Origin of the sequence: Ruminococcus sp. AF17-1AC (assembly GCF_003461385.1) — a bacterium.
Classification (GTDB): Bacteria; Bacillota; Clostridia; order Oscillospirales; family Ruminococcaceae; genus Hominimerdicola; species Hominimerdicola aceti.
On sequence record NZ_QTWZ01000019.1, the window covers coordinates 1 to 19295 of the forward strand.

At 44.1% G+C, this 19295-nt stretch carries 16 protein-coding genes; 9 read left to right on the forward strand and 7 right to left on the reverse strand.

The window, feature by feature from the left end:
• Positions 1–127: 127 nt before the first annotated feature.
• The 5 genes from DWW81_RS11010 to DWW81_RS11030 all read right to left on the reverse strand — a co-directional run bounded on the left by DWW81_RS11010 (position 128) and on the right by DWW81_RS11030 (position 5770).
• A complete protein-coding gene (locus DWW81_RS11010) occupies positions 128–658 on the reverse strand; it encodes a QueT transporter family protein (protein ID WP_117897865.1) in 531 nt (176 codons plus the stop codon).
• Between the two features lie 131 nt (positions 659–789).
• Entirely contained in the window at positions 790–1653 is an 864-nt protein-coding gene (gene fba, locus DWW81_RS11015; RefSeq protein ID WP_117897864.1) for a class II fructose-1,6-bisphosphate aldolase, read from the reverse strand.
• Between the two features lie 100 nt (positions 1654–1753).
• Entirely contained in the window at positions 1754–2326 is a 573-nt protein-coding gene (locus DWW81_RS11020) for an ANTAR domain-containing protein (RefSeq protein WP_022288387.1), read from the reverse strand.
• Between the two features lie 33 nt (positions 2327–2359).
• Entirely contained in the window at positions 2360–3679 is a 1320-nt protein-coding gene (locus DWW81_RS11025; RefSeq protein ID WP_117856709.1) for a glutamine synthetase family protein, read from the reverse strand.
• A 126-nt stretch (positions 3680–3805) separates the two neighbouring features.
• Complete coding sequence (locus DWW81_RS11030) at positions 3806–5770, reverse strand: NAD(+) synthase (RefSeq protein ID WP_117897862.1); 1965 nt, start codon at positions 5768–5770, stop codon at positions 3806–3808.
• A gap of 165 nt (positions 5771–5935) precedes the next feature.
• Between DWW81_RS11030 and DWW81_RS11035 the strand changes: the two genes are divergently transcribed.
• Both DWW81_RS11035 and DWW81_RS11040 read left to right on the forward strand, forming a co-directional pair.
• Positions 5936–7021: a histidine kinase gene (locus DWW81_RS11035; RefSeq protein ID WP_242989621.1), complete on the forward strand. Its 1086-nt coding sequence runs from the start codon at positions 5936–5938 to the stop codon at positions 7019–7021.
• A gap of 1 nt (position 7022) precedes the next feature.
• Positions 7023–7646: a response regulator transcription factor gene (locus tag DWW81_RS11040; RefSeq protein ID WP_117897860.1), complete on the forward strand. Its 624-nt coding sequence runs from the start codon at positions 7023–7025 to the stop codon at positions 7644–7646.
• Between the two features lie 60 nt (positions 7647–7706).
• Here the strand turns inward: DWW81_RS11040 and typA are convergent, their stop codons facing one another.
• Positions 7707–9524, reverse strand: a complete 1818-nt coding sequence (gene typA, locus DWW81_RS11045) for a translational GTPase TypA (protein ID WP_022287673.1) — start codon at positions 9522–9524, stop codon at positions 7707–7709.
• 444 nt (positions 9525–9968) lie between these two features.
• On the opposite strand from typA, the gene fucO reads away from it, so the two are divergent.
• The 7 genes from fucO (at position 9969) to DWW81_RS11080 (ending at position 17762) form a co-directional block, all read left to right on the forward strand.
• Positions 9969–11117: a lactaldehyde reductase gene (gene fucO / locus DWW81_RS11050; protein WP_117865366.1), complete on the forward strand. Its 1149-nt coding sequence runs from the start codon at positions 9969–9971 to the stop codon at positions 11115–11117.
• Between the two features lie 152 nt (positions 11118–11269).
• The gene (locus tag DWW81_RS11055; protein ID WP_117897857.1) at positions 11270–11950 is read left to right on the forward strand and encodes a response regulator transcription factor; all 681 of its coding nucleotides are present in this window, start codon (positions 11270–11272) and stop codon (positions 11948–11950) included.
• A complete protein-coding gene (locus tag DWW81_RS11060; RefSeq protein ID WP_117897855.1) occupies positions 11943–13235 on the forward strand; it encodes a HAMP domain-containing sensor histidine kinase in 1293 nt (430 codons plus the stop codon). Before DWW81_RS11055 ends, DWW81_RS11060 begins: the two co-directional genes overlap by 8 nt.
• A gap of 138 nt (positions 13236–13373) precedes the next feature.
• Positions 13374–14321, forward strand: coding sequence for an ABC transporter ATP-binding protein (locus tag DWW81_RS11065; RefSeq protein WP_038671318.1), 948 nt, complete (start codon positions 13374–13376; stop codon positions 14319–14321).
• 4 nt (positions 14322–14325) lie between these two features.
• Positions 14326–15447, forward strand: a complete 1122-nt coding sequence (locus DWW81_RS11070) for an ABC transporter permease (RefSeq protein WP_117897853.1) — start codon at positions 14326–14328, stop codon at positions 15445–15447.
• On the forward strand, positions 15434–16600 hold the full coding sequence (locus DWW81_RS11075) for an ABC transporter permease (protein ID WP_181982733.1): 1167 nt from the start codon (positions 15434–15436) through the stop codon (positions 16598–16600). The genes DWW81_RS11070 and DWW81_RS11075 overlap by 14 nt, the downstream gene beginning before the upstream one ends.
• Before the next feature lie 106 nt (positions 16601–16706).
• Positions 16707–17762: an SGNH/GDSL hydrolase family protein gene (locus tag DWW81_RS11080; RefSeq protein ID WP_117897848.1), complete on the forward strand. Its 1056-nt coding sequence runs from the start codon at positions 16707–16709 to the stop codon at positions 17760–17762.
• Between the two features lie 121 nt (positions 17763–17883).
• On the opposite strand, the gene DWW81_RS11085 is transcribed toward DWW81_RS11080, so the two are convergent.
• Entirely contained in the window at positions 17884–19248 is a 1365-nt protein-coding gene (locus tag DWW81_RS11085) for an NCS2 family permease (protein WP_117897845.1), read from the reverse strand.
• Positions 19249–19295: the final 47 nt, after the last annotated feature.

Here is a 19295-nt window from a genome sequence, read left to right on the forward strand (position 1 = left end):
CCTATCGAATTTCTTAATAATAGTGTCCAATATGATTGACAAACCTACATTTTCGCAGTTTTTTCGATAAAAACGCCAAAAAATAAAGCCTGACTAAAAAGTCAGGCTGATTTTTATATCGGAATCATCACCCGTTTTTAAACTGCTCACTAAGAGCCTGATCACTCATGCCGAAAGTCACAAGCTTGCTGAAATACTTGTTCTTCATAAGCGCCTTGACAAGTATAACACCAACTATCGTTACGCATACAAATTCGCCTAAGGCTACCCAGCCCATGTTCACAAGAAGCGGCGTCTTGAAGACATACGTCAGTTCAAAGCCAACTATCACCGCATTTGATATCACCGGGAAAAGCGACGCAACTACAAGATTTACCTTGTTTCTCAGCAGATAGATAAGAACCGCTGCCACAACTGTAGCAAGCGTTCCAAATACTACGTCCACCATTCCGAGCGTACTGAATAGATTGACTATCAAACAACCTATAGAAAGCGAAATGATGTAATCCTTGTTGAAATAACAAAGTAGCATCAAAACCTCAGATATGCGGAACTGTACCTGTCCGTATGCAAGCGAGCTGCAAAGCATCGTAGCCACAACATATATCGCTGCAATAAGTCCCATGTTTGTTAAACGACGTGCACTGAAAATTTCCATAAAAAAATCTCCTTGTTTTTATTTGTGAGTGGTTGATCTAGGTTACACTCTATTTAATTGGAAAATAAAATAACATAAAAAGGCTGCCGCCGAAACGACAGCCCGTTTATTTACGTTAATTTAGCTATTGATCAAGCCTTGCCAACAGAACCGAAGAGTTCCATCTTCTCCTTAACCTTAGCCTTGATAGCCTCGAAGCCAGGATTGAGAAGCTTTCTTGGGTCAAAGCCCTTGCCCTGAAGATCCTTGCCCTCTTCAATGTACTTTCTTGTAGCCTCCTGGAATGAAAGCTGGCACTCTGTGTTTACGTTGATCTTTGCAACGCCAAGTGAGATTGCCTTCTTGATCATGTCATCAGGAATACCTGTACCGCCGTGAAGTACCAGTGGCATATCGCCAACCTTTTCCTTGATAGCAGCAAGTGTCTCGAATGAAAGACCTGGCCAGTTTGCTGGATACTTACCGTGAATGTTACCGATACCAGCTGCGAGCATTGTAACGCCGAGATCAGCGATTGTCTTGCACTCGTCTGGATCTGCGCACTCGCCCATACCTACAACACCGTCCTCTTCGCCACCGATAGAACCAACTTCGCACTCGATAGAAAGACCAAGCTGATCTGCAACGTGAACAAGTTCAGTTGACTTAGCAAGGTTCTCCTCAAATGGATAGTGTGAACCGTCGAACATGATAGATGAGAAACCAGCCTTTACGCACTTGTAGCAGCCCTCATATGTTCCGTGGTCAAGGTGAAGTGCTACTGGTACTGTGATACCGAGCTCTTCGTCCATTGCCTTAACCATAGCAGCAACTGTCTTAAAGCCTGTCATGTACTTGCCTGCGCCCTCAGACACACCAAGAATTACAGGTGACTGCAGTTCCTGAGCAGTGAGAAGGATAGCCTTTGTCCACTCAAGGTTGTTAATATTGAACTGACCTACAGCATACTTGCCTGCAAGTGCCTTTGTCATCATTTCCTTAGCTGAAACTAACATTTTTTAACGACCTCCGTTATTTTAAATTTTCCTTTATTATTATACAACATTACTCCGATAATTGCAATAGCGTGACATTAATTTAACAATTATGTAACATTTAAACCTCGTACATCTCGATGACCTTCTGAGCCACCTCGATCTTTGTGCATCTCTTATCCATAGCCTGCTTTTCAAGATATTTATGAGCCTGCTGTTCTGTAAAGCCAAGATACTGCATAAGTGAGCACTTTGCTCTGTTTATCGTTCTTATCTCTTCAAGCTTTTTGTGCAGTTTCAGGTTCTCAGACCTTATTCCCAGCATTCTTTTTCTTGCGGCACTGACAAATTTCATTGAACGGTAAAAATACTGTCTGCCTAGTGGCTTTGGTATCACCATTACGCCGAAATCTTCCAGTTTATCAGCAAGAATATCTGCATTTTCCGACTTTGCGATAGCCACACAGCTTGCGTCAGTTGAGGTGCAGACTATCTCCGCAAGCTCGTTGCCATATTCGTCTGACAATGGACAGTTTATCACGACACAGTCATAACTGCCTGACCCTACCGCACGCCTTGTTTCAAGACCCGTTGCGGCTATAGAAGTCTTGCAGGTGGGAAAGGTTTCTTTTAACAGACTCACAAGCATAGCTGTTGCCTTGTCATTGCTTGAAGCCACAAGTATCCTGTCCATTTCCCCACCTCCTTTTTTTAGCTTTCTCTGACATTACAGATGATAAAAATATCTGGCTGTTTCAAACTGCTCCTTATCGGCAGCTCTCTCATATTCTATGATAAGCTCCTTTTCTATTGCGATAAAACGCTCCAACATATGCTCAGGAAGCCTATCCGCAAGAAACTCGCTCTTTTCAGCACGTTCCACTGCCTCTTTCAAAGACTGCGGAAGTGTTTCAAGCTTTGCAAGCTCGCTTTCATCTGCCGAGCCTATATTGAAATTAAAAGGTTTTGGAAGTTCTTCCTTATTTATAACGCCGTCTATGCAGGCATAAATAAGCAGACCCATAGCAAAGTAAGGATTACAGGTGTTGTCTGCTGAACGGAGTATTATACCATTCTCATCTGTATCAGCAAGCGGTGCACGAAGAAGCTGTGCATAATTTTCATGTGACCATGAAATGTACTTAGGTGCAAGCAGACTGCCAAAACGTTTGTATGAATTTGTAGTGGTGTTTAGAAACAGCGTCATATCGCCAACGTTTTTCAGTATTCCTGCTATCATGCGCTCAGCCTCTTTGGAAAGTCCGCCAAGCTGAGGTTTGAAAACATTTTCCGTGCCTTTCATGCACATGAGCATTATATGCAGACCGGAGCCGCAGTTGTCAACGATAGGCTTTGGCATGAACGTTGCATAAAGCCCATTTCTGTCAGCCACAGATTTTACAACGTTCTTGAACGTCACAAGATTATCGGCAGCTTTCAGTGCGTTTGAATACTGAAAATCTATCTCGTTCTGACCCGGACCGGTTTCATGTCTTGAGCTTTCTGGGAAAATATCCATTTGCTCAAGTGTCAGGCAGATGTCACGTCTGAGGTTTTCTCCCCTGTCAACAGGCGCAGCGTCACAATAGCCTGCGTAGTCGTGAGGACGCTTTGTAGGCATATCAGTATCGTCCTTTTCAAAGCAGTAAAACTCGCATGAAGTACCTATCTGGAAGTTATATCCCTTACCCTTTGCATATGCGATAGCAGTTTTGAGGAAAAACCTGCCATCCCCCTCGAAAGCCGTTCCATCAGGATATTTCAGGTGGCAGAAAAATCTTACTACCCTGCCATGCTGCGGTCGCCATGGAAGAAGCGCCAGCGTATCAGGGTCAGGGAAAAGTCTAAGGTCTGAAGCAGTCACATTCAAAAAGCCACCGAGCTTTGAAGCGTCAAAGATAAGTCCCTCTCTGAATATTTTCGGCAGCTCGCCTGCTATAACAGAGATAGTCTTTAGCGAACCGAATATATCGCAGAACATGAGCTTTACGAACTTTACGTCGTTTTCTTCAACGAACTGCAAAACCTCTTTCTCTGTGTATTTCATAATAAATCCTCCGTAATGATACTGTTCAGAAAAGTTTTCCGTTCCTTACTTATAATTATATCTGAACAGCCAATTCTGTAAAACCGAGCAGTTATAAAGATTTTGTTACTTTATTTTTACCTTGCGTTATTTGTCGATATCCTCCAGCCAAAGCTTAGCCACAGCGTCAGACGGCATTCTCCAATCCCCTCTCGGTGACAGGGTAACAGAACCGATCTTTGCGCCGTCAGGCAGGCAGGAGCGCTTGAACTGCTGTGAGAAAAATCTGCGATAGAATGTTTTGAGCCACTTGTCTATGACCTCGTCAGGATAATCCCCCTCAAAGGCATATTTCGCAAGCCTTTTCACCTTTGACGGCTCAAAGCCCCAGCGTATGCCATAGTAAAGGAAGAAGTCATGAAGCTCATATGGACCTACAAGGTCTTCTGTTTTCTGTGTCATCTCAGTGCCACTCTCGTCGGTAGGAAGAAGCTCAGGAGAAACAGGAGTGTCCAAAATATCGTACAGTACATCTCTCAGAGTATCAGATGTGCAGGTGTCGCCGTAATACTGAACGATATGCCTTACCAAGGTCTTAGGGATAGATGCGTTCACGCCGTACATGGACATATGGTCGCCGTTGTAGGTCGCCCAGCCGAGAGCAAGTTCGCTCAGGTCGCCTGTGCCGACCACCATTCCGCTCACCTGATTTGCGATATTCATAAGCACCTTTGTGCGCTCTCTCGCCTGACCATTCTCGAACACAACGCTGTGATCGTTATAATCGTGACCGATATCTTCAAAATGCTGTAAAACTGCTTTTGAGATATCCACCTCTCTGAACGTTACCCCCAAAGCGTCGCAAAGTATCTCCGCATTGGAGCGTGTACGCTTTGTTGTGCCAAAGCATGGCATAGTCACCGCAACGATATCAGTATGAGGACGTTTCAGCAAGTCCATTGCCATTACGCACACAAGCAGTGCAAGCGTAGAATCAAGTCCCCCTGAAATGCCAATGACCACAGTCTTGGAATGTGTGTGTGCGATACGCTTCATAAGTCCATGGGATTGCATTTGCAAAATAAGGTGACAGCGCTCGTTTCTCTCCGCCTGATTTGACGGGATAAAAGGCGTTTTTGCAAATTTTCTTGTCAAAGCTGTTTCGCCAATTTCAAGGCTGAATCTTTCACGGGAGATGTTGTCCTTATCCAAAAAGCCGCTGTCCTTGGAAGAATAGTCCCACTCTGCGCTTGCAGGATAGGTGGAAATTTTTCTGCGTTCAAAGGCAAGCTTTTTAAAGTCTATTTCCGATATGGTAATGCCGTTTTCAAAAAGCCTGCTCTCTGCAAGTATAGAGCCGTTTTCCGCAATGATATTGTGACCCGAAAAGACCATATCCTGCGTTGACTCACCGTCACCTGCTGAGCAGTATATATATCCTGCCACAAGCCTTGCAGATTGGTTTGAAACAAGCTGTCTGCGGTATGAGTCTTTACCAATGACCTCATCACTTGCAGACAGATTGCATATAAGGGTAGCCCCTGCCTTAGCAAGATAATTTGAAACAGGGTCAGCTACCCACAAGTCCTCGCAAAGTTCAAAGCCCACCACAAGCTCAGGTATCTCTTCACATACGAAAACGGTCTGTTCCATAGGCGGTATAAATTCAAGCTGTCCGTACTCTCTCAGATCAATGGCAGCACATTCGCCTCTGTATGGTGCAAAATGTCTTGCCTCATAAAATTCGTTATAGTTCGGCAGATGCGTTTTAGGTACAAAGGCACGCACCTCGCCGTCTTGCATCACAGCCGCACAGTTGTAAAGCTTGCCGTTTGCTCTCACAGGCACGCCCACAGCCACAAGCATATCGCTGTCAGCAGTAGTCTTTGCTATCTTTACAACACCCTCCATTGCCTTGTCAAGCAAAGCGTTCTGAAAGAACAAGTCCTGACAGGTATAACCTGTTATACAAAGCTCAGGGAACACAGCGACCTTTACGCCCTCTTCCCTGCACTTTTCAAGCTGACTGATTATTTTATCCACATTGAAGTCAACGTCTGCCACCTGTATCTCAGGGGTGCAGGCGGCGACCTTTATAAAACCGTCTTTCATAAAAATAAGCTCCTTACAAGAAATTATCATTGTTATCATTATACCATTTTTTATAGGTATAAGTCAATGATTTTTACAGTATAGCAAAACTATTTTAGAACGATACTAGACAATCGGCCACTAATGTGTTAGAATTGAGATATCACATCAAGGGGGGAACGCCATATGAACAAGCTGTGGGATAAGTTTCTTTTAGGCCTTAGTTGCTGTGCATTCATGCTTGCAGAAGGAACAGATCCGTCAAACATCACCACATTACTATTGGCTGTCATATGCTCCGCTATCTTTCAAATAAAACCAAGCTCTGCCGTTGCATACCTTTCAGTTATTGCGTACAGCTCACTTTGCATTTTCAGTAAAGAAGCTTTGATACTCGCCCCTTTGGTGCTTTATGATGCTTTCTGTACAAAATTTTACCCTGCTATGGTCTTAACATTCATAGGCGTACTTGCAAATATATTCACTCTGGGAAAAGACATCTTCCCGCTTGTCGCTCTTTTTTTGGTAAGCTTCACAATTTCAAGCCGCAGCGTTCTGAACGAAAAGCTGACAAAGCTGCTCATAAATACCCGTGACAATTCAAAAGAACTTACCACCCAGCTTGTAGAAAAAAACAAAGCCATGCAGAGAAATCAAGACTACGAGATATATCTTGCCACGCTGAAAGAGCGTAACCGCATTGCAAGGGAGATACACGATAACGTGGGGCATATGCTCACAAGGTCTATTTTACAGCTTGGTGCGCTTTCGGTCATAAACAAAGATGAAACTGTCGGTGAAGCCATCAACGACCTGAGCGGCACGCTGAACACCGCCATGACGAGCATACGAAGCAGCGTTCATGATCTTCATGACGATTCTATCGCACTAAAGCCTGCTGTTGAAGACTGCATAAGACCTCTGAAAGACAGATTTGCAGTAAGCTGTGATTATGACTTTTCTGAAAGAATGTCACGAGATGTGAAGCTTTGCTTTATTGGCATTATAAAAGAAGCACTTTCCAATACCGCAAAGCACAGCGACGGCGACAGCATAAAAATAATCATTCGTGAACACCCTGCTCTTTATCAGCTTAGTATCGCAGACAACGGAAGCTGTCCCGAAAAGATAGACGAAAGCGGCATGGGGCTTGCCAATATGCGTGAGCGTGCGGCTTCTTTAAATGGAAACATAAACATCACATCGGGCAGCAAGGGATTCCGCATTTTTCTGTCTGTGCCGAAACAAAACCTGACTGAACGGAGGTCTTGACATGAACATTGTTATAATAGATGATGACAAGCTTGTGGCGGTGTCGCTGAAAACCATTCTTGAAAGCGCAGGCAGTGTGAAAGTTCTTGCCATGGGAAGCTGTGGCGAGGAAGCCATAGAGCTTTATTCTCTTCTCAAGCCTGATGTTCTGCTTATGGATATCCGCATGAAAGGCATGAGCGGCATTGAAGCCGGCGAAAAAATCCTTGCTGGGTACCCTGACGCAAGGATACTTTATCTTACCACATTTTCTGATGATGAATACATTATAAAGGCTGTGCTTATGGGAGCAAAGGGATATATTTTAAAGCAGGATTTTGAAAGCATATGCCCTGCCCTTGAAACCGTTATGAATGGGCAGACAGTTTTCGGCTCAGATGTTGCAAGCAAGCTTCCTGAGCTTCTTACCAATCACAGCAGTTTTGATTTTGACCACTACGGCATAGTCGAAAAAGAGCAGGAGATAATCGAACAGGTGGCAAAAGGACTTAGCAACAAGGAGATAGCCTCACTGCTTTATCTTAGTGAGGGCACAGTGCGAAATTACATCAGCACTATCCTGGAAAAGCTCTCCCTCCGTGATCGCACACAGCTTGCTATTTTCTACTACACCAACATACAATAGCACTACAATTTCATAAAAAGTAAAGAGGAGACGGCATGACCGCTCCTCTTTTTGTTATTATTACATTTTAGCTCTTTCCTTAGCTCTCTGTGAGTTGCTCAGAATACGCTTTCTTATTCTTATGCTCTTTGGTGTTACCTCAAGAAGTTCATCGTCAGCAAGGAATTCAAGTGAATCCTCAAGGCTGAGATTTCTTGGCGGAACAAGTCTGAGTGCGTCATCAGAACCGCTTGCACGGGTGTTTGTAAGGTGCTTCTTCTTGCAGACATTTACAACAAGGTCTTCCTGCTTTGGTGAAGCGCCAACTATCATTCCCTCATATACAGGTGTGCCTGCTGTGATGAACAGCTCGCCTCTCTCCTGTGCGTTGTAAAGACCGTATGTTACAGCTTCGCCTGTTTCAAACGCAACAAGTGAGCCTGTTGCTCTCTTTGGTATCTCGCCCTTATATGGCTCGTAGTCATGGAATACAGAGCTCATGATACCCTCACCCTTTGTGTCTGTAAGGAACTCGCTCTTGTATCCGAAAAGTCCTCTTGCAGGGATAAGAAATTCAAGTCTCATTCTGCTTCCAACAGGTGCCATTTCCTGAAGCTCGCCCTTTCTTGCGCCTATCTTCTCCATAACAGAACCTACGCAGTTCTCAGGAACGTCAATAACAAGTCTTTCGATAGGTTCGCAAAGCTTGCCCTCTATCTCCTTGAACAGAACGTGCGGTGTTGAAACGCCAAGCTCATAGCCCTCACGACGCATATTCTCGATAAGGATAGAAAGGTGCATTTCGCCACGTCCTGCGACCTTGAAAGCGTCTGTGCTGTCTGTTTCAGAAACTCTCAGTGAAACGTCCTTGAGAAGTTCTTTGAACAGTCTGTCTCTCAGGTGACGGCTTGTTACGAACTTGCCCTCTCTGCCTGCGAATGGTGAATTATTTACAGAGAATGTCATTTCAACTGTAGGCTCGGATATCTTTACAAAAGGTACAGCCTCAAAGTTGCCGAAGTCACAGATAGTGTCACCGATAGTGATGTTCTCGATACCGCTGATACAAACGATGTCGCCAGCCTTTGCACTCTGGCATGGAACTCTGTTAAGTCCCTCTATCTGATACATTGTAACGATCTTGCCACGATATTCCTTCTTAGTCTGATGATAATCGCCGATCGTAACGTCCTGATTAACTTTCATTTCGCCACGCTCGATACGGCCGATAGCTATTCTTCCTACATACTCGTTGTAGTCGATAGCGGAAACAAGATACTGCATTGGTCCCTCAGTATCTACCTCAGGTGCAGGGATATAGCTGAGTATCTCGTCAAAGAGAGGTATCATATCCTTGCCCTCTTCATCAGGTGAATGAGTAGCTGTACCTGCTCTGCCTGAGCAATAAAGGATAGGGCTGTCAAGCTGCTCGTCAGTAGCGTCAAGATCCATGAGAAGCTCGAGAACTTCGTCGCCTACCTCGTTAAGACGAGCGTCAGGTCTGTCTATCTTGTTGATAACGATGATTATTTTATGACCAAGCTCAAGTGCTTTCTGAAGCACAAATCTTGTCTGTGGCATTGGACCCTCGGCTGCGTCCACAAGCAGTATAACACCGTTTACCATTTTAAGAACACGCTCTACCTCACCACCGAAATCAGCATGGCCTGGGGTGTCGATAACGTTTATCTTAACGTCCTTATACTTGATAGAAGTATTCTTTGCAAGGATAGTGATTCCTCTCTCACGCTCAATATCGTTTGAATCCATGACTCTTTCTTCTACAGCCTGATTTTCTCTGAAAGTACCGCTCTGCTTGAGCATCTGGTCTACAAGGGTAGTCTTACCGTGGTCAACGTGGGCAATAATAGCAACATTTCTTAAATCTTCTCTAATCATACATACTCCTCCGATTTATCAAGACACAGCAAAGCGAATGCTTTCTGTAACGATTTGCTTAATATATTTCGCAAAAATTATAAACAATAAAAATTATAAATATATTTTCTCCCATCAAAGGAAAGAAAATCGTAATTTTTCACAAAAAGCCTATAAAACACAAAAGCACCTTGCGAAATTTTTCGCAAGGTAACTTTCCTAATTGAGAATTATAGCACATTTTTGCCGATTTGTCAAGAAAAAAAGTATCATTCACAGGTTACGCCTTGTACGGTGTGCCTTAGATTAAATGATTTATGTTTTTGGCTGTTTTACACAATATTACACCACTAATATTTTACATAAAAATAATTGAAATCATGGTATAAAAGTTGTATAATATCAATAATCGAAGATATAACTTTGATAACAGAGATCATATATTTTGAAAGGCGGAATAATCAAATGGCTAACAGAATGATACTTAATGAAACTTCATATTTCGGTGCAGGCTCGATCAGCGAGATAGTTACAGAGGCAAAGAAGAGAGCTTTTAAAAAGGCTCTTGTTGTAACAGACCCTGACCTTATCAAATTTAACGTTGCAAAGAACGTTACAGATCTTTTGGAGGAAGCAGGACTTGCTTATGATATATTCTCTCAGGTAAAGGCTAACCCTACTGTAAAGGTAGTAAAGGCTGGTATCGAAGCTTTCAAGGCAGCAGGCGCTGACTATCTTATCGCTATCGGCGGCGGCTCATCAATGGACACTGCAAAGGCTATCGGTATCATCATAAACAACCCTGAGTATGCTGACGTTACTTCTCTTGAGGGAGCTATCGACACAAAGAATCCTAGTGTTCCTATAATCGCTGTTCCTACAACAGCAGGCACAGCCGCAGAGGTAACTATCAACTATGTTATCACAGACGAGGAGAAGAAGAGAAAGTTCGTTTGCGTTGATCCACACGATATCCCGGTTGTTGCTATAATCGACGCTAAGATGATGTCATCAATGCCAAAGGGACTTACAGCTTCAACAGGTATGGACGCTCTTACACACGCTATCGAGGGCTACACAACACTTGGCGCTTGGGAGCTTACAGACATGATGCACCTCAAAGCAATAGAGATAATCTCACGTTCACTGAGAAAGGCTGTTGAGAATGACCCACAGGGCAGAGAAGATATGGCTCTCGGTCAGTATATCGCAGGCATGGGCTTCTCAAACGTTGGTCTTGGCGTTGTTCACGGCATGGCTCACCCACTTGGCGCATTCTATGACACACCTCACGGAATTGCAAACGCTGTACTTCTTCCATATGTAATGGAGTACAACGCTGAATACACAGGCGAAAAGTTCAAATACATCGCAGAAGCAATGGGCGTTGACACAACAGGCATGAGCCAGGCTGAATACAGAGCAGCCGCAGTAAACGCAGTTAAGCAGCTTTCAAAGGACGTTGGAATCCCTGAGAAGCTCCACGAGATAGGCGTTAAGGAAGAGGATCTTCAGGCTTTGAGTGAATCTGCATTTGCAGATGTATGCACAGGCGGAAATCCAAGACCTTGCACAGTTGAGTCTATCCTCGGCATCTACAAGACAGCATTCTAATTCAAAAATCTTTTATCTGCCCTCGGTTTTCGGGGGCAGATTTTTATTGTCCGAAAAGAATATTTATGGTATAATACATTTAAAGTGAGTTTAAAGTTCATAGGTTATCATATATCGTAAGATATTACACTGACTTATAGGGAGGAATTTTAATGAGATTACTTCTTGCTGAGGACGAGTTGGAGCTTGCAAATGCGCTTTCGGCAGTGCTTAAACACAAAAACTATTCCGTTGACGCTGTTTACAACGGCATCGACGCATACAACTATGCAATTGCACAGGATTATGACGGCATAATACTTGACATTATGATGCCCGGTATGAACGGCATACAGGTGCTTACAAAACTCCGTAAAAAGGGTATCGACTCCCCTGTTCTGCTGCTTACTGCAAAGTCTGATATTGACGATAGAATAACCGGACTTGATTCGGGTGCTGACGATTATCTTACAAAGCCCTTTGCAATGGGCGAGCTTCTTGCGAGAATAAGGGCAATGACACGCCGCCGCACTGAGTTTGCACCCTCTACCCTTACTTTCGGAAACGTTTCTCTCAACAGACAGAGCTTTGAGCTTTCAGGTCCTAACGGCTCTCAGAAGCTTGGCAACAAAGAGTTTCAAATGATAGAAGCCCTTATGCTAAATCACGGCACGCTTATTTCCACAGAGCGTTTCATGGAAAAGATATGGGGCTATGACTCTGACGCTGAGATAAACGTGGTGTGGGTATATATTTCATATCTGCGTAAAAAGCTTGGTCTTATCGGTGCAGATGTCGAGATAAAAGCCACAAGGGGCGTGGGCTACACACTAGAGGAAAAGCATAATGATTAAGCGTTTACAGCGGAAATTCGTTGTTATAGCTGCTGTGTGCCTTCTTATCGTAGAGTTTGCCATAATAGGCGGCATAAATGGTGTGAACATCTATCAGACCAACAAGAATGCAGACAATCTGCTGAACATAATAATCGAAAATGACGGCAGATTTCCTGAGTTCGACCCCAAGGGCATGAAGCATGACAAGCCGCAGGATAATTCAGACAGCGCCTCTCCCCCTGAGAGCAAAAAGCCTGATAAGCACAGAGGCTTTAACGAGGAAACTAAGTATCAGACAAGGTATTTTGTTGTATACGCCGACAGCAATGGCGAAATAACCAAGGTAGATACAGGACACGTTGCGGCGGTGTCAAGTTCGCAGGCTATAGAATACGGCAAAAGCGTTCTTGACAGCGGCAAGACTTCAGGCACGTCAGGAAACTACCGCTACAAAACAGGCGACACTGACAAAGGCAAGATAATAGTTTTCATGGACTGCCGCAGTGACAGTGCCACCAAAAATCGCTTTTTGCTGGTGTCGTGCGCTATAGGGGCGGCAGGATATATACTTGTATGTCTGCTTATCATAATCTTCTCAAAGCGTGCCATCAGACCTGTTGTGGAAAGCTTTGAAAAGCAAAAGCAGTTCATCACCGACGCAGGGCACGAGATAAAAACGCCGCTGGCCATAATCTCCGCAAACACGGAAGTTCTTGAAATGGTGTCAGAGCCAAACCAGTGGACAGTGAGCATAAAAAATCAGATAACAAGGCTCAACGGTCTGTTGAAAGAGCTTTTGAGCCTTGCAAAAATGGAGGAGGAAAAGCCTGCTCTTACCATGGCTGATTTCAATATCTCTGACGCTGTTTATGACGCCGCTTCGCCTTTTACTACCCTTGCGGAAACAAAGGGCAAAAAACTCACAATAGATGTTGCCAACGGACTTTCCTATCACGGCGACGAGGGTGCGATAAGACAGCTTGTTTCTATCCTCACGGAAAATGCAGTAAAATACGCTGACGAGGGCGGCGAGATAGCCGTAAAGCTTTTCACTTCTCATAATGGCAAGGAAACAGACCTTGAAGTTTCAAACACCTGCAAAGAACCACCGCAAGGCGACCTAACAAAACTTTTTGACAGATTTTATCGTGACGACAGCTCACGTTCTCGGTCAAAGGGAGAGAAAAAAGGAGGCTACGGCATTGGGCTTTCTATTGCACAGGCAATAGTCAGGTCGCACAAAAGCAAGATATCATGCAAAGCCGAAAACGGCATGATGATATTTACAGCACAGCTTAAATAACTGCAAAGCAGAGTTGGTCAACAGCCACTCTGCTTTTTTATAATATGACATTTGTCACATGAAGATGTGACTTTGCTCACTAGCTTTTTGGCGGATAGTATTGTATAATGATAATACAAACTAAGGGAGGTTTTTCTTATGGCTGAAACTGTAGTAAAAATAGACAATCTGGTAAAAAGATACAAGGAGCTTATTGCTCTTGACCACTTTGATCTTGAAATAAAAAAAGGCGAGGTCTTCGGACTTCTCGGTCCTAACGGTTCGGGCAAGACCACCACGATAAACTGCCTGCTCTCACTGCTGGCATACGATAAGGGCGACATCGAGATATTCGGTGAAAAAATGTCTCCTGTGAACTATGGGGTAAAAAAGCGTATTGGCGTTATAATGCAGAATGTTGCGGTGTTTGACGAGCTGACTGTGTATGAGAACATTGACTATTTTTGTGGGCTTTACATCACCGACAAAGCCACACGAAAGAAATATGTTGACGATGCCATAGCTTTTGTGGGACTTGAGGACTTCGTGAAGTTCCACCCTAAAAAGCTTTCAGGCGGTCTGCTCAGACGACTTAACATTGCCTGTGGTATCGCACACAAGCCTGAGCTTATCATACTTGACGAGCCGACAGTTGCTGTTGACCCACAATCAAGAAACAAGATACTGGAGGGCATTTTACAGCTCAACCGTGAGGGTGCAACTATAATTTACACCTCCCACTACATGGAAGAAGTCGAGCAGATATGCACCCGTATCGCCATAATGGATAAGGGCAGTAAAATAGCCGAGGGTACTACAGAGGAACTCAAACGAATGATAAAAAACACCGAAACTATCACCGCCGAGATACTCCAGCTTCCTGAGAACGTCCGTGAACAAATAGAAGCTTTGGAACACGTTTATAATGTTTCCTATGCCGACAACAAGCTCGTTGCACGCTGTACAGGGGGACGGCACAATCTTATTGAGATACTGAAAATATTGCAGGAAAATCAGGTGGGCTTCGGCAGCGTTTATTCTGAGCAGCCTACCCTCAATGACGTTTTCCTTGAAATAACCGGCAAGGCTCTCAGGGATAAGGAGTGATAGAATGTTCTCACACATATTCAAATACGAATTTAAAAGCTGTCTGCGTCAAAAAGCCATACTCTTCTGGCTCATAGCCTTTCCTATAATACTGGGTTGCTTTTTTAAGATGGCGTTTTCAGGAATATACGAAAAAGATGTTGTATTCAATGCGATACCTGTTGCGGTGACAAATATAGAAGAAAACGATATCCTTAAGCAGGTGCTTGAACAGATATCAGATAGTGATGAGGCTCTTTTCAAGGTGACGTATACAGACATTGACAAGGCAGAAGAAATGCTTAAAAGCGAGGATATAAAAGGCATTATAAAGGCTTCCGACCTCTCCCTTGAGTTTGGCTCAACAGGTATCCAGCAGACCATTGTAAAGACGTTCATACAGCAATACAAAACTCAGGAAAAGATAATAACCGACACTGCAAAGAACGCTCCGCAAAAGCTTGATAAGGTCATAGCTTCCCTTTCCGAGAAGATAAGCCCAAATGATGATATACCTCTCCACGGCAATCCTGATATAACGATACAGTTTTTCTATAATCTCCTTGCCATGACGGCACTTTTCGGCTCGATGTCAGGTCTGTTCGTGGCACAGGAAAATCAGGGCGACCTGTCTGCACTTGGCGCAAGGCGGTGCTGTTCTCCGGTGAACAAGCTTACAAGCATAACGGCAACGCTCCTTGCTTTTCATGTGGTGGAAATGATATGCATGGTGATATCGGTGACGTTCCTGAGATTTGTGCTTAAAGTGGATTTCGGCAGTAAGCTCCCACTTGTTTACCTTGCCGCAATAGTCGGTGGAATAATGGGAATATCCATGGGATTTTTCGTTGGCTCTTTCCGCATAAAAGAGGGTGTAAAAATATCTGTAGTCATGGCAGTATCAATGACCTGCTGTTTCTTCAGCGGTCTTATGTCAAACACCATGAAAGGCACTGTTGCAGAGCATTGCCCGATATTCAATGAAATAAACCCTGCCGCCATTATCTCAGACAGCTTTTACTGTCTTAATCTCTACGAAGACTACAGGCGGTTCACAGTGAAGATAATTTCAATGGCGATATACACAGTGCTGTTCACCCTTGGTGGATATGTTCTTACAAGGAGGCGTAAATATGCAAGTCTTTAAGACCTTTATGAAAATACTCAAAACAAGGCTTACGTCTGCTATATTATATCTCGTCATATTTATGGTCATAGCAGTAATAATGGCGGATACTGCAAAAGATAACAATGACTATGAGGACTACAAAATGTCCATATCCGTCATTGACCGTGACAACAGTGCCGAAAGCAGGCGTTTGCAGGACTTTATATTCAGCGGCAACAAAAAGGTGGAGCTTGCAGATGATGAAGACGAGGTCATCGACGCCGTTTATTATCAGCGTGCCAACTATGTTCTGTATATAAACAAGGGCTTTGGCGACAAGATAAACGCAGGAGATTTTGACGGACTTTTTGAGAATTTCAAAATGCCCTCCAGCTACGGCGGACAGCTTTTTGAAAGCAGGCTTGACAATTATCTTTCAAGCGTAAAGGCATACATGACGGCAGGTGAAAGCACAGAAAACGCTATGGAGCTTGCCAAAACGGCAGTTTCTCAGCAAGTAAATGCGGAGCTTAAAAACTTTAACAACAAGGGCGGAACAGGTATGCCGGCAATATTCGGCTACTATTTTCAGTATCTTGCATACGTTATGCTTTCCATGCTCATTGTTACCCTTTGCCCTGTAATACTGACGCTAAACAGAAAAGGCGTTCGTGAACGCACAATGTGTTCAAGCCTGACGTCAGCAAACTACAGCAGACAGACGGCTCTTGGGGCAAGTATCTTGGTGTTTAGCATATGGCTTTTGTTTATGATAGTCGCAATAATTTGGGGCAGAACGCTCAGCGTGAAATTCTGGCTTGCCTGCCTTAACAGCTTTGTATATATCATTGCCGCCGCAGGCATAGCAATGATAATAGCGCAGTTTGACCTTAGCGACAACGGCATAACTGCTATATCGAACATAATCGGTCTTGGCATGAGCTTTCTTTGCGGAGTTTTCGTGCCGCAGGAATTGCTCACAGGAGGCGTTCTTGCAGTGGGAAGATTGTTCCCTGCATACTGGTACACCAAAGCCAACAATATGCTTTTCGGCATGAGCGGTGGAGTATTCAGCACAAAGGAATATCTCATCTGCATTGGTATCGAGGCACTGTTTGCGATAGCGTTTTTCGCTGTGGCTGCTCTGCTTGTTAAGCAAAAGCGTGAGGGTGATGTAAATTCCCTTGCATAAGTTGACAATAATATGGCTGTGTGTTATACTCTTATTGTTACAGAGCTGACACGCAGCCTTTTTGCGTCAGCTAAAGAAGATCATAGATGAAAAAGAGGAAAAAAGTATGGATAGATTACAGCTTGACAAAAATGCAAAGCTCACAGGCAGAGTATATTTCAAAGACGAGGTAATGTGGCTCGGACTTTCAGGAAGCGGTGCGTCATTCACATTTGACGGCACAAAGCTTGTTTTGAAGCTCAAAGGCGACAATATCGCAGTGGGCAACAATCCTATCGACTATGCAAGAATAGCCGTTTGTGTTGACGGCAAGAGAGTAGTTGATGAGATGATCGACTGTGCAGAAAAAGAGGTCACGGTAATAGACCGCACAGAAAGCGCAAAGTCGGTGGTGGAGATAATAAAGCTTTCGGAATCTCCAATGTCAGCAGTTGGCGTTGAGGCTTTCGCCGAGGGCAGTGCTGAGGCTTTGCCTGAAAAACCGCTCAAAATAGAATTTATCGGCGACTCTATAACCTGCGGCTATGGTGTTGATGATGAGGACGAAAGCCACCAGTTCACCACCGCTACAGAGGACGTTACAAAAGCCTATGCCTACAAGACCGCCAAGGCACTTGACGCTGAATACAGTATGTTTTCAGCCAGTGGCTATGGCATAGTATCAGGCTACACAGAAGGTGACGAGCCTATCAGCGAACAGACAATTCCACAGTTCTATTGCAGCTACGGTTTTTCAAGGGGCAATTTTGCAGGCACTGCTCCGCAGGATATACCTTGGGATTTCAGCAAATATGTTCCGCAGATAATCGTTATAAACCTTGGCACAAACGACGACAGCTACTGCCGTGACTACAAAGACAGGCAGGCTGTTTTCTCAAAGCTTTATGCTGATTTTCTTGCGGTCGTTCGAGAGAAACATCCGCAGGCTTACATTCTCTGCACTGTCGGAATAATGGGTGAGAGGATATTCCCTGCTGTTGAGGAGGGAATAAAGATATATCTTAAAAGCCACGCTGACAGCAAGATAAGCTCAATGATGTTCCATGAGCAGGACGGTGCAAATGACGGCTTTGCGGCAAACTGGCACCCTACTGAAAAGACCCACAAAAAGGCAGCGGCAGTGCTTACGGAAAAACTCAGAGAGATAATAAAAAGCATATAACAAAATCGGCAGTCGGTAACGGCTGCCGATTTTTTGTCATTTTACGCCAATTTTCATTCTGTAGCAGAATGAACAGGAAAGCATGGCTAGTTTTAAAACTGTTCTTTAAAAGCTTTTTTCGTTATAAGAAAACATATTTCAGCACGAAAAGCACTGCAAGCACATACATAAGCGGTGTGATATCCTTGCGCTTTCCGCAAACAAGATTTATAACAACATATGAGATTATTCCAAGAGAGATGCCCTCTGAAATGCTGTAGAAAAGAGGCATTGAGAGAATACAAAGATACGCAGGGATAGCCTTTGTATAATTGCCGTCATCAAACTTGATGTCAGTGATAGAGCTGAACATCAAAAAGCCTACTACTATAAGTGCAGGAGCTGTTGCAAAGGACGGGATAGCCGTGAAGATAGGTGCAAAGAACATTGACAGTGCAAACAGCACTGCGGCTGTGATAGAGGTAAGACCTGTTCTGCCTCCTGCGGCAACGCCTGCTGAGGACTCAACGAATGTTGTGGTGGTGGAAGTACCAAGAACTGCGCCTGCTGTTGTGGCAACGGCGTCAGCAAGAAGCGCAGGCTTTATCTGCGGAAGTCTGCCCTTTTCATCAAGCATATCTGCCTTTGAACATACGCCGATAAGAGTGCCTAAAGTGTCGAAAAGGTCAACGAACAGGAAGGAGAATACCACGACTATAAAATTGAAGATACCAATGCTGTGCATATCCACCTTAAAGCACTGACCAAATGTTTCGCCAAGCTTTGAAAAATCCGTAAGCGACATTGTAGGGAAAAGTGAGTTGTAGCCGGTTTCAGCGTCAGGAACATACAGCCCTACAAGTTGACATATCATGCCTATTACCCATGTTGCCACTATACCCATAAGAATAGAGCCACGTACTTTTTTGATATATAGGATAATAGTGATGAAAAGTCCCACGATAGTGAGAAGCGCACATATGCCCGAAGTTGTGAAATTCTTGCGGAAGCCTGTTATGGTAACAAGAGTTGCTGAACTGTCAACGCAAAGTCCGGCATTCTGAAGTCCGATAAAGGCAATGTAAAGACCGATGCCAACGGACACCGCTTTTTTCAGCACCACAGGTATTGCATTGAAAATGGCTTCTCTGACGTTTGTAAGAGAAAGCACGATAAATACAATACCCTCGACGAAAACTGCCAGCAGTGCAACCTGCCATGGATAGCCATAGCCTGCCACAACAGTGTAAGCCATGTAAGCGTTAAGTCCCATGCCTGCGGAAAGCACAAAAGGCAGATTTGCCATAAGTCCCATGCACACTGTTCCAATAACAGAGGCGATACAGGTGGCAAGAAGTACGGCTGTAGGATCCATGCCCGTACTGCCGAGAATGCTCGGGTTTATGGCAAGGATATATGCCATGGTCATGAAAGTCGTCACGCCCGCCATTATCTCAGTTTTAACATCGGTGTGATTTTCTTTCAGCTTGAATAATTTTTCCGTCATATTTTATTATGCCTGCGTTGCAGACATTTCCTCCTTTCAATATGGGG

Coding starts and splice junctions, on each gene's coding strand:
- DWW81_RS11010 (WP_117897865.1), bottom strand. CDS start 658: ATGGAAATTTTCAGTGCACGTCGTTTAACAAACATGGGACTTATTGCA.
- fba (WP_117897864.1), bottom strand. CDS start 1,653: ATGTTAGTTTCAGCTAAGGAAATGATGACAAAGGCACTTGCAGGCAAG.
- DWW81_RS11020 (WP_022288387.1), bottom strand. CDS start 2,326: ATGGACAGGATACTTGTGGCTTCAAGCAATGACAAGGCAACAGCTATG.
- DWW81_RS11025 (WP_117856709.1), bottom strand. CDS start 3,679: ATGAAATACACAGAGAAAGAGGTTTTGCAGTTCGTTGAAGAAAACGAC.
- DWW81_RS11030 (WP_117897862.1), bottom strand. CDS start 5,770: ATGAAAGACGGTTTTATAAAGGTCGCCGCCTGCACCCCTGAGATACAG.
- DWW81_RS11035 (WP_242989621.1), top strand. CDS start 5,936: ATGAACAAGCTGTGGGATAAGTTTCTTTTAGGCCTTAGTTGCTGTGCA.
- DWW81_RS11040 (WP_117897860.1), top strand. CDS start 7,023: ATGAACATTGTTATAATAGATGATGACAAGCTTGTGGCGGTGTCGCTG.
- typA (WP_022287673.1), bottom strand. CDS start 9,524: ATGATTAGAGAAGATTTAAGAAATGTTGCTATTATTGCCCACGTTGAC.
- fucO (WP_117865366.1), top strand. CDS start 9,969: ATGGCTAACAGAATGATACTTAATGAAACTTCATATTTCGGTGCAGGC.
- DWW81_RS11055 (WP_117897857.1), top strand. CDS start 11,270: ATGAGATTACTTCTTGCTGAGGACGAGTTGGAGCTTGCAAATGCGCTT.
- DWW81_RS11060 (WP_117897855.1), top strand. CDS start 11,943: ATGATTAAGCGTTTACAGCGGAAATTCGTTGTTATAGCTGCTGTGTGC.
- DWW81_RS11065 (WP_038671318.1), top strand. CDS start 13,374: ATGGCTGAAACTGTAGTAAAAATAGACAATCTGGTAAAAAGATACAAG.
- DWW81_RS11070 (WP_117897853.1), top strand. CDS start 14,326: ATGTTCTCACACATATTCAAATACGAATTTAAAAGCTGTCTGCGTCAA.
- DWW81_RS11075 (WP_181982733.1), top strand. CDS start 15,434: ATGCAAGTCTTTAAGACCTTTATGAAAATACTCAAAACAAGGCTTACG.
- DWW81_RS11080 (WP_117897848.1), top strand. CDS start 16,707: ATGGATAGATTACAGCTTGACAAAAATGCAAAGCTCACAGGCAGAGTA.
- DWW81_RS11085 (WP_117897845.1), bottom strand. CDS start 19,248: ATGACGGAAAAATTATTCAAGCTGAAAGAAAATCACACCGATGTTAAA.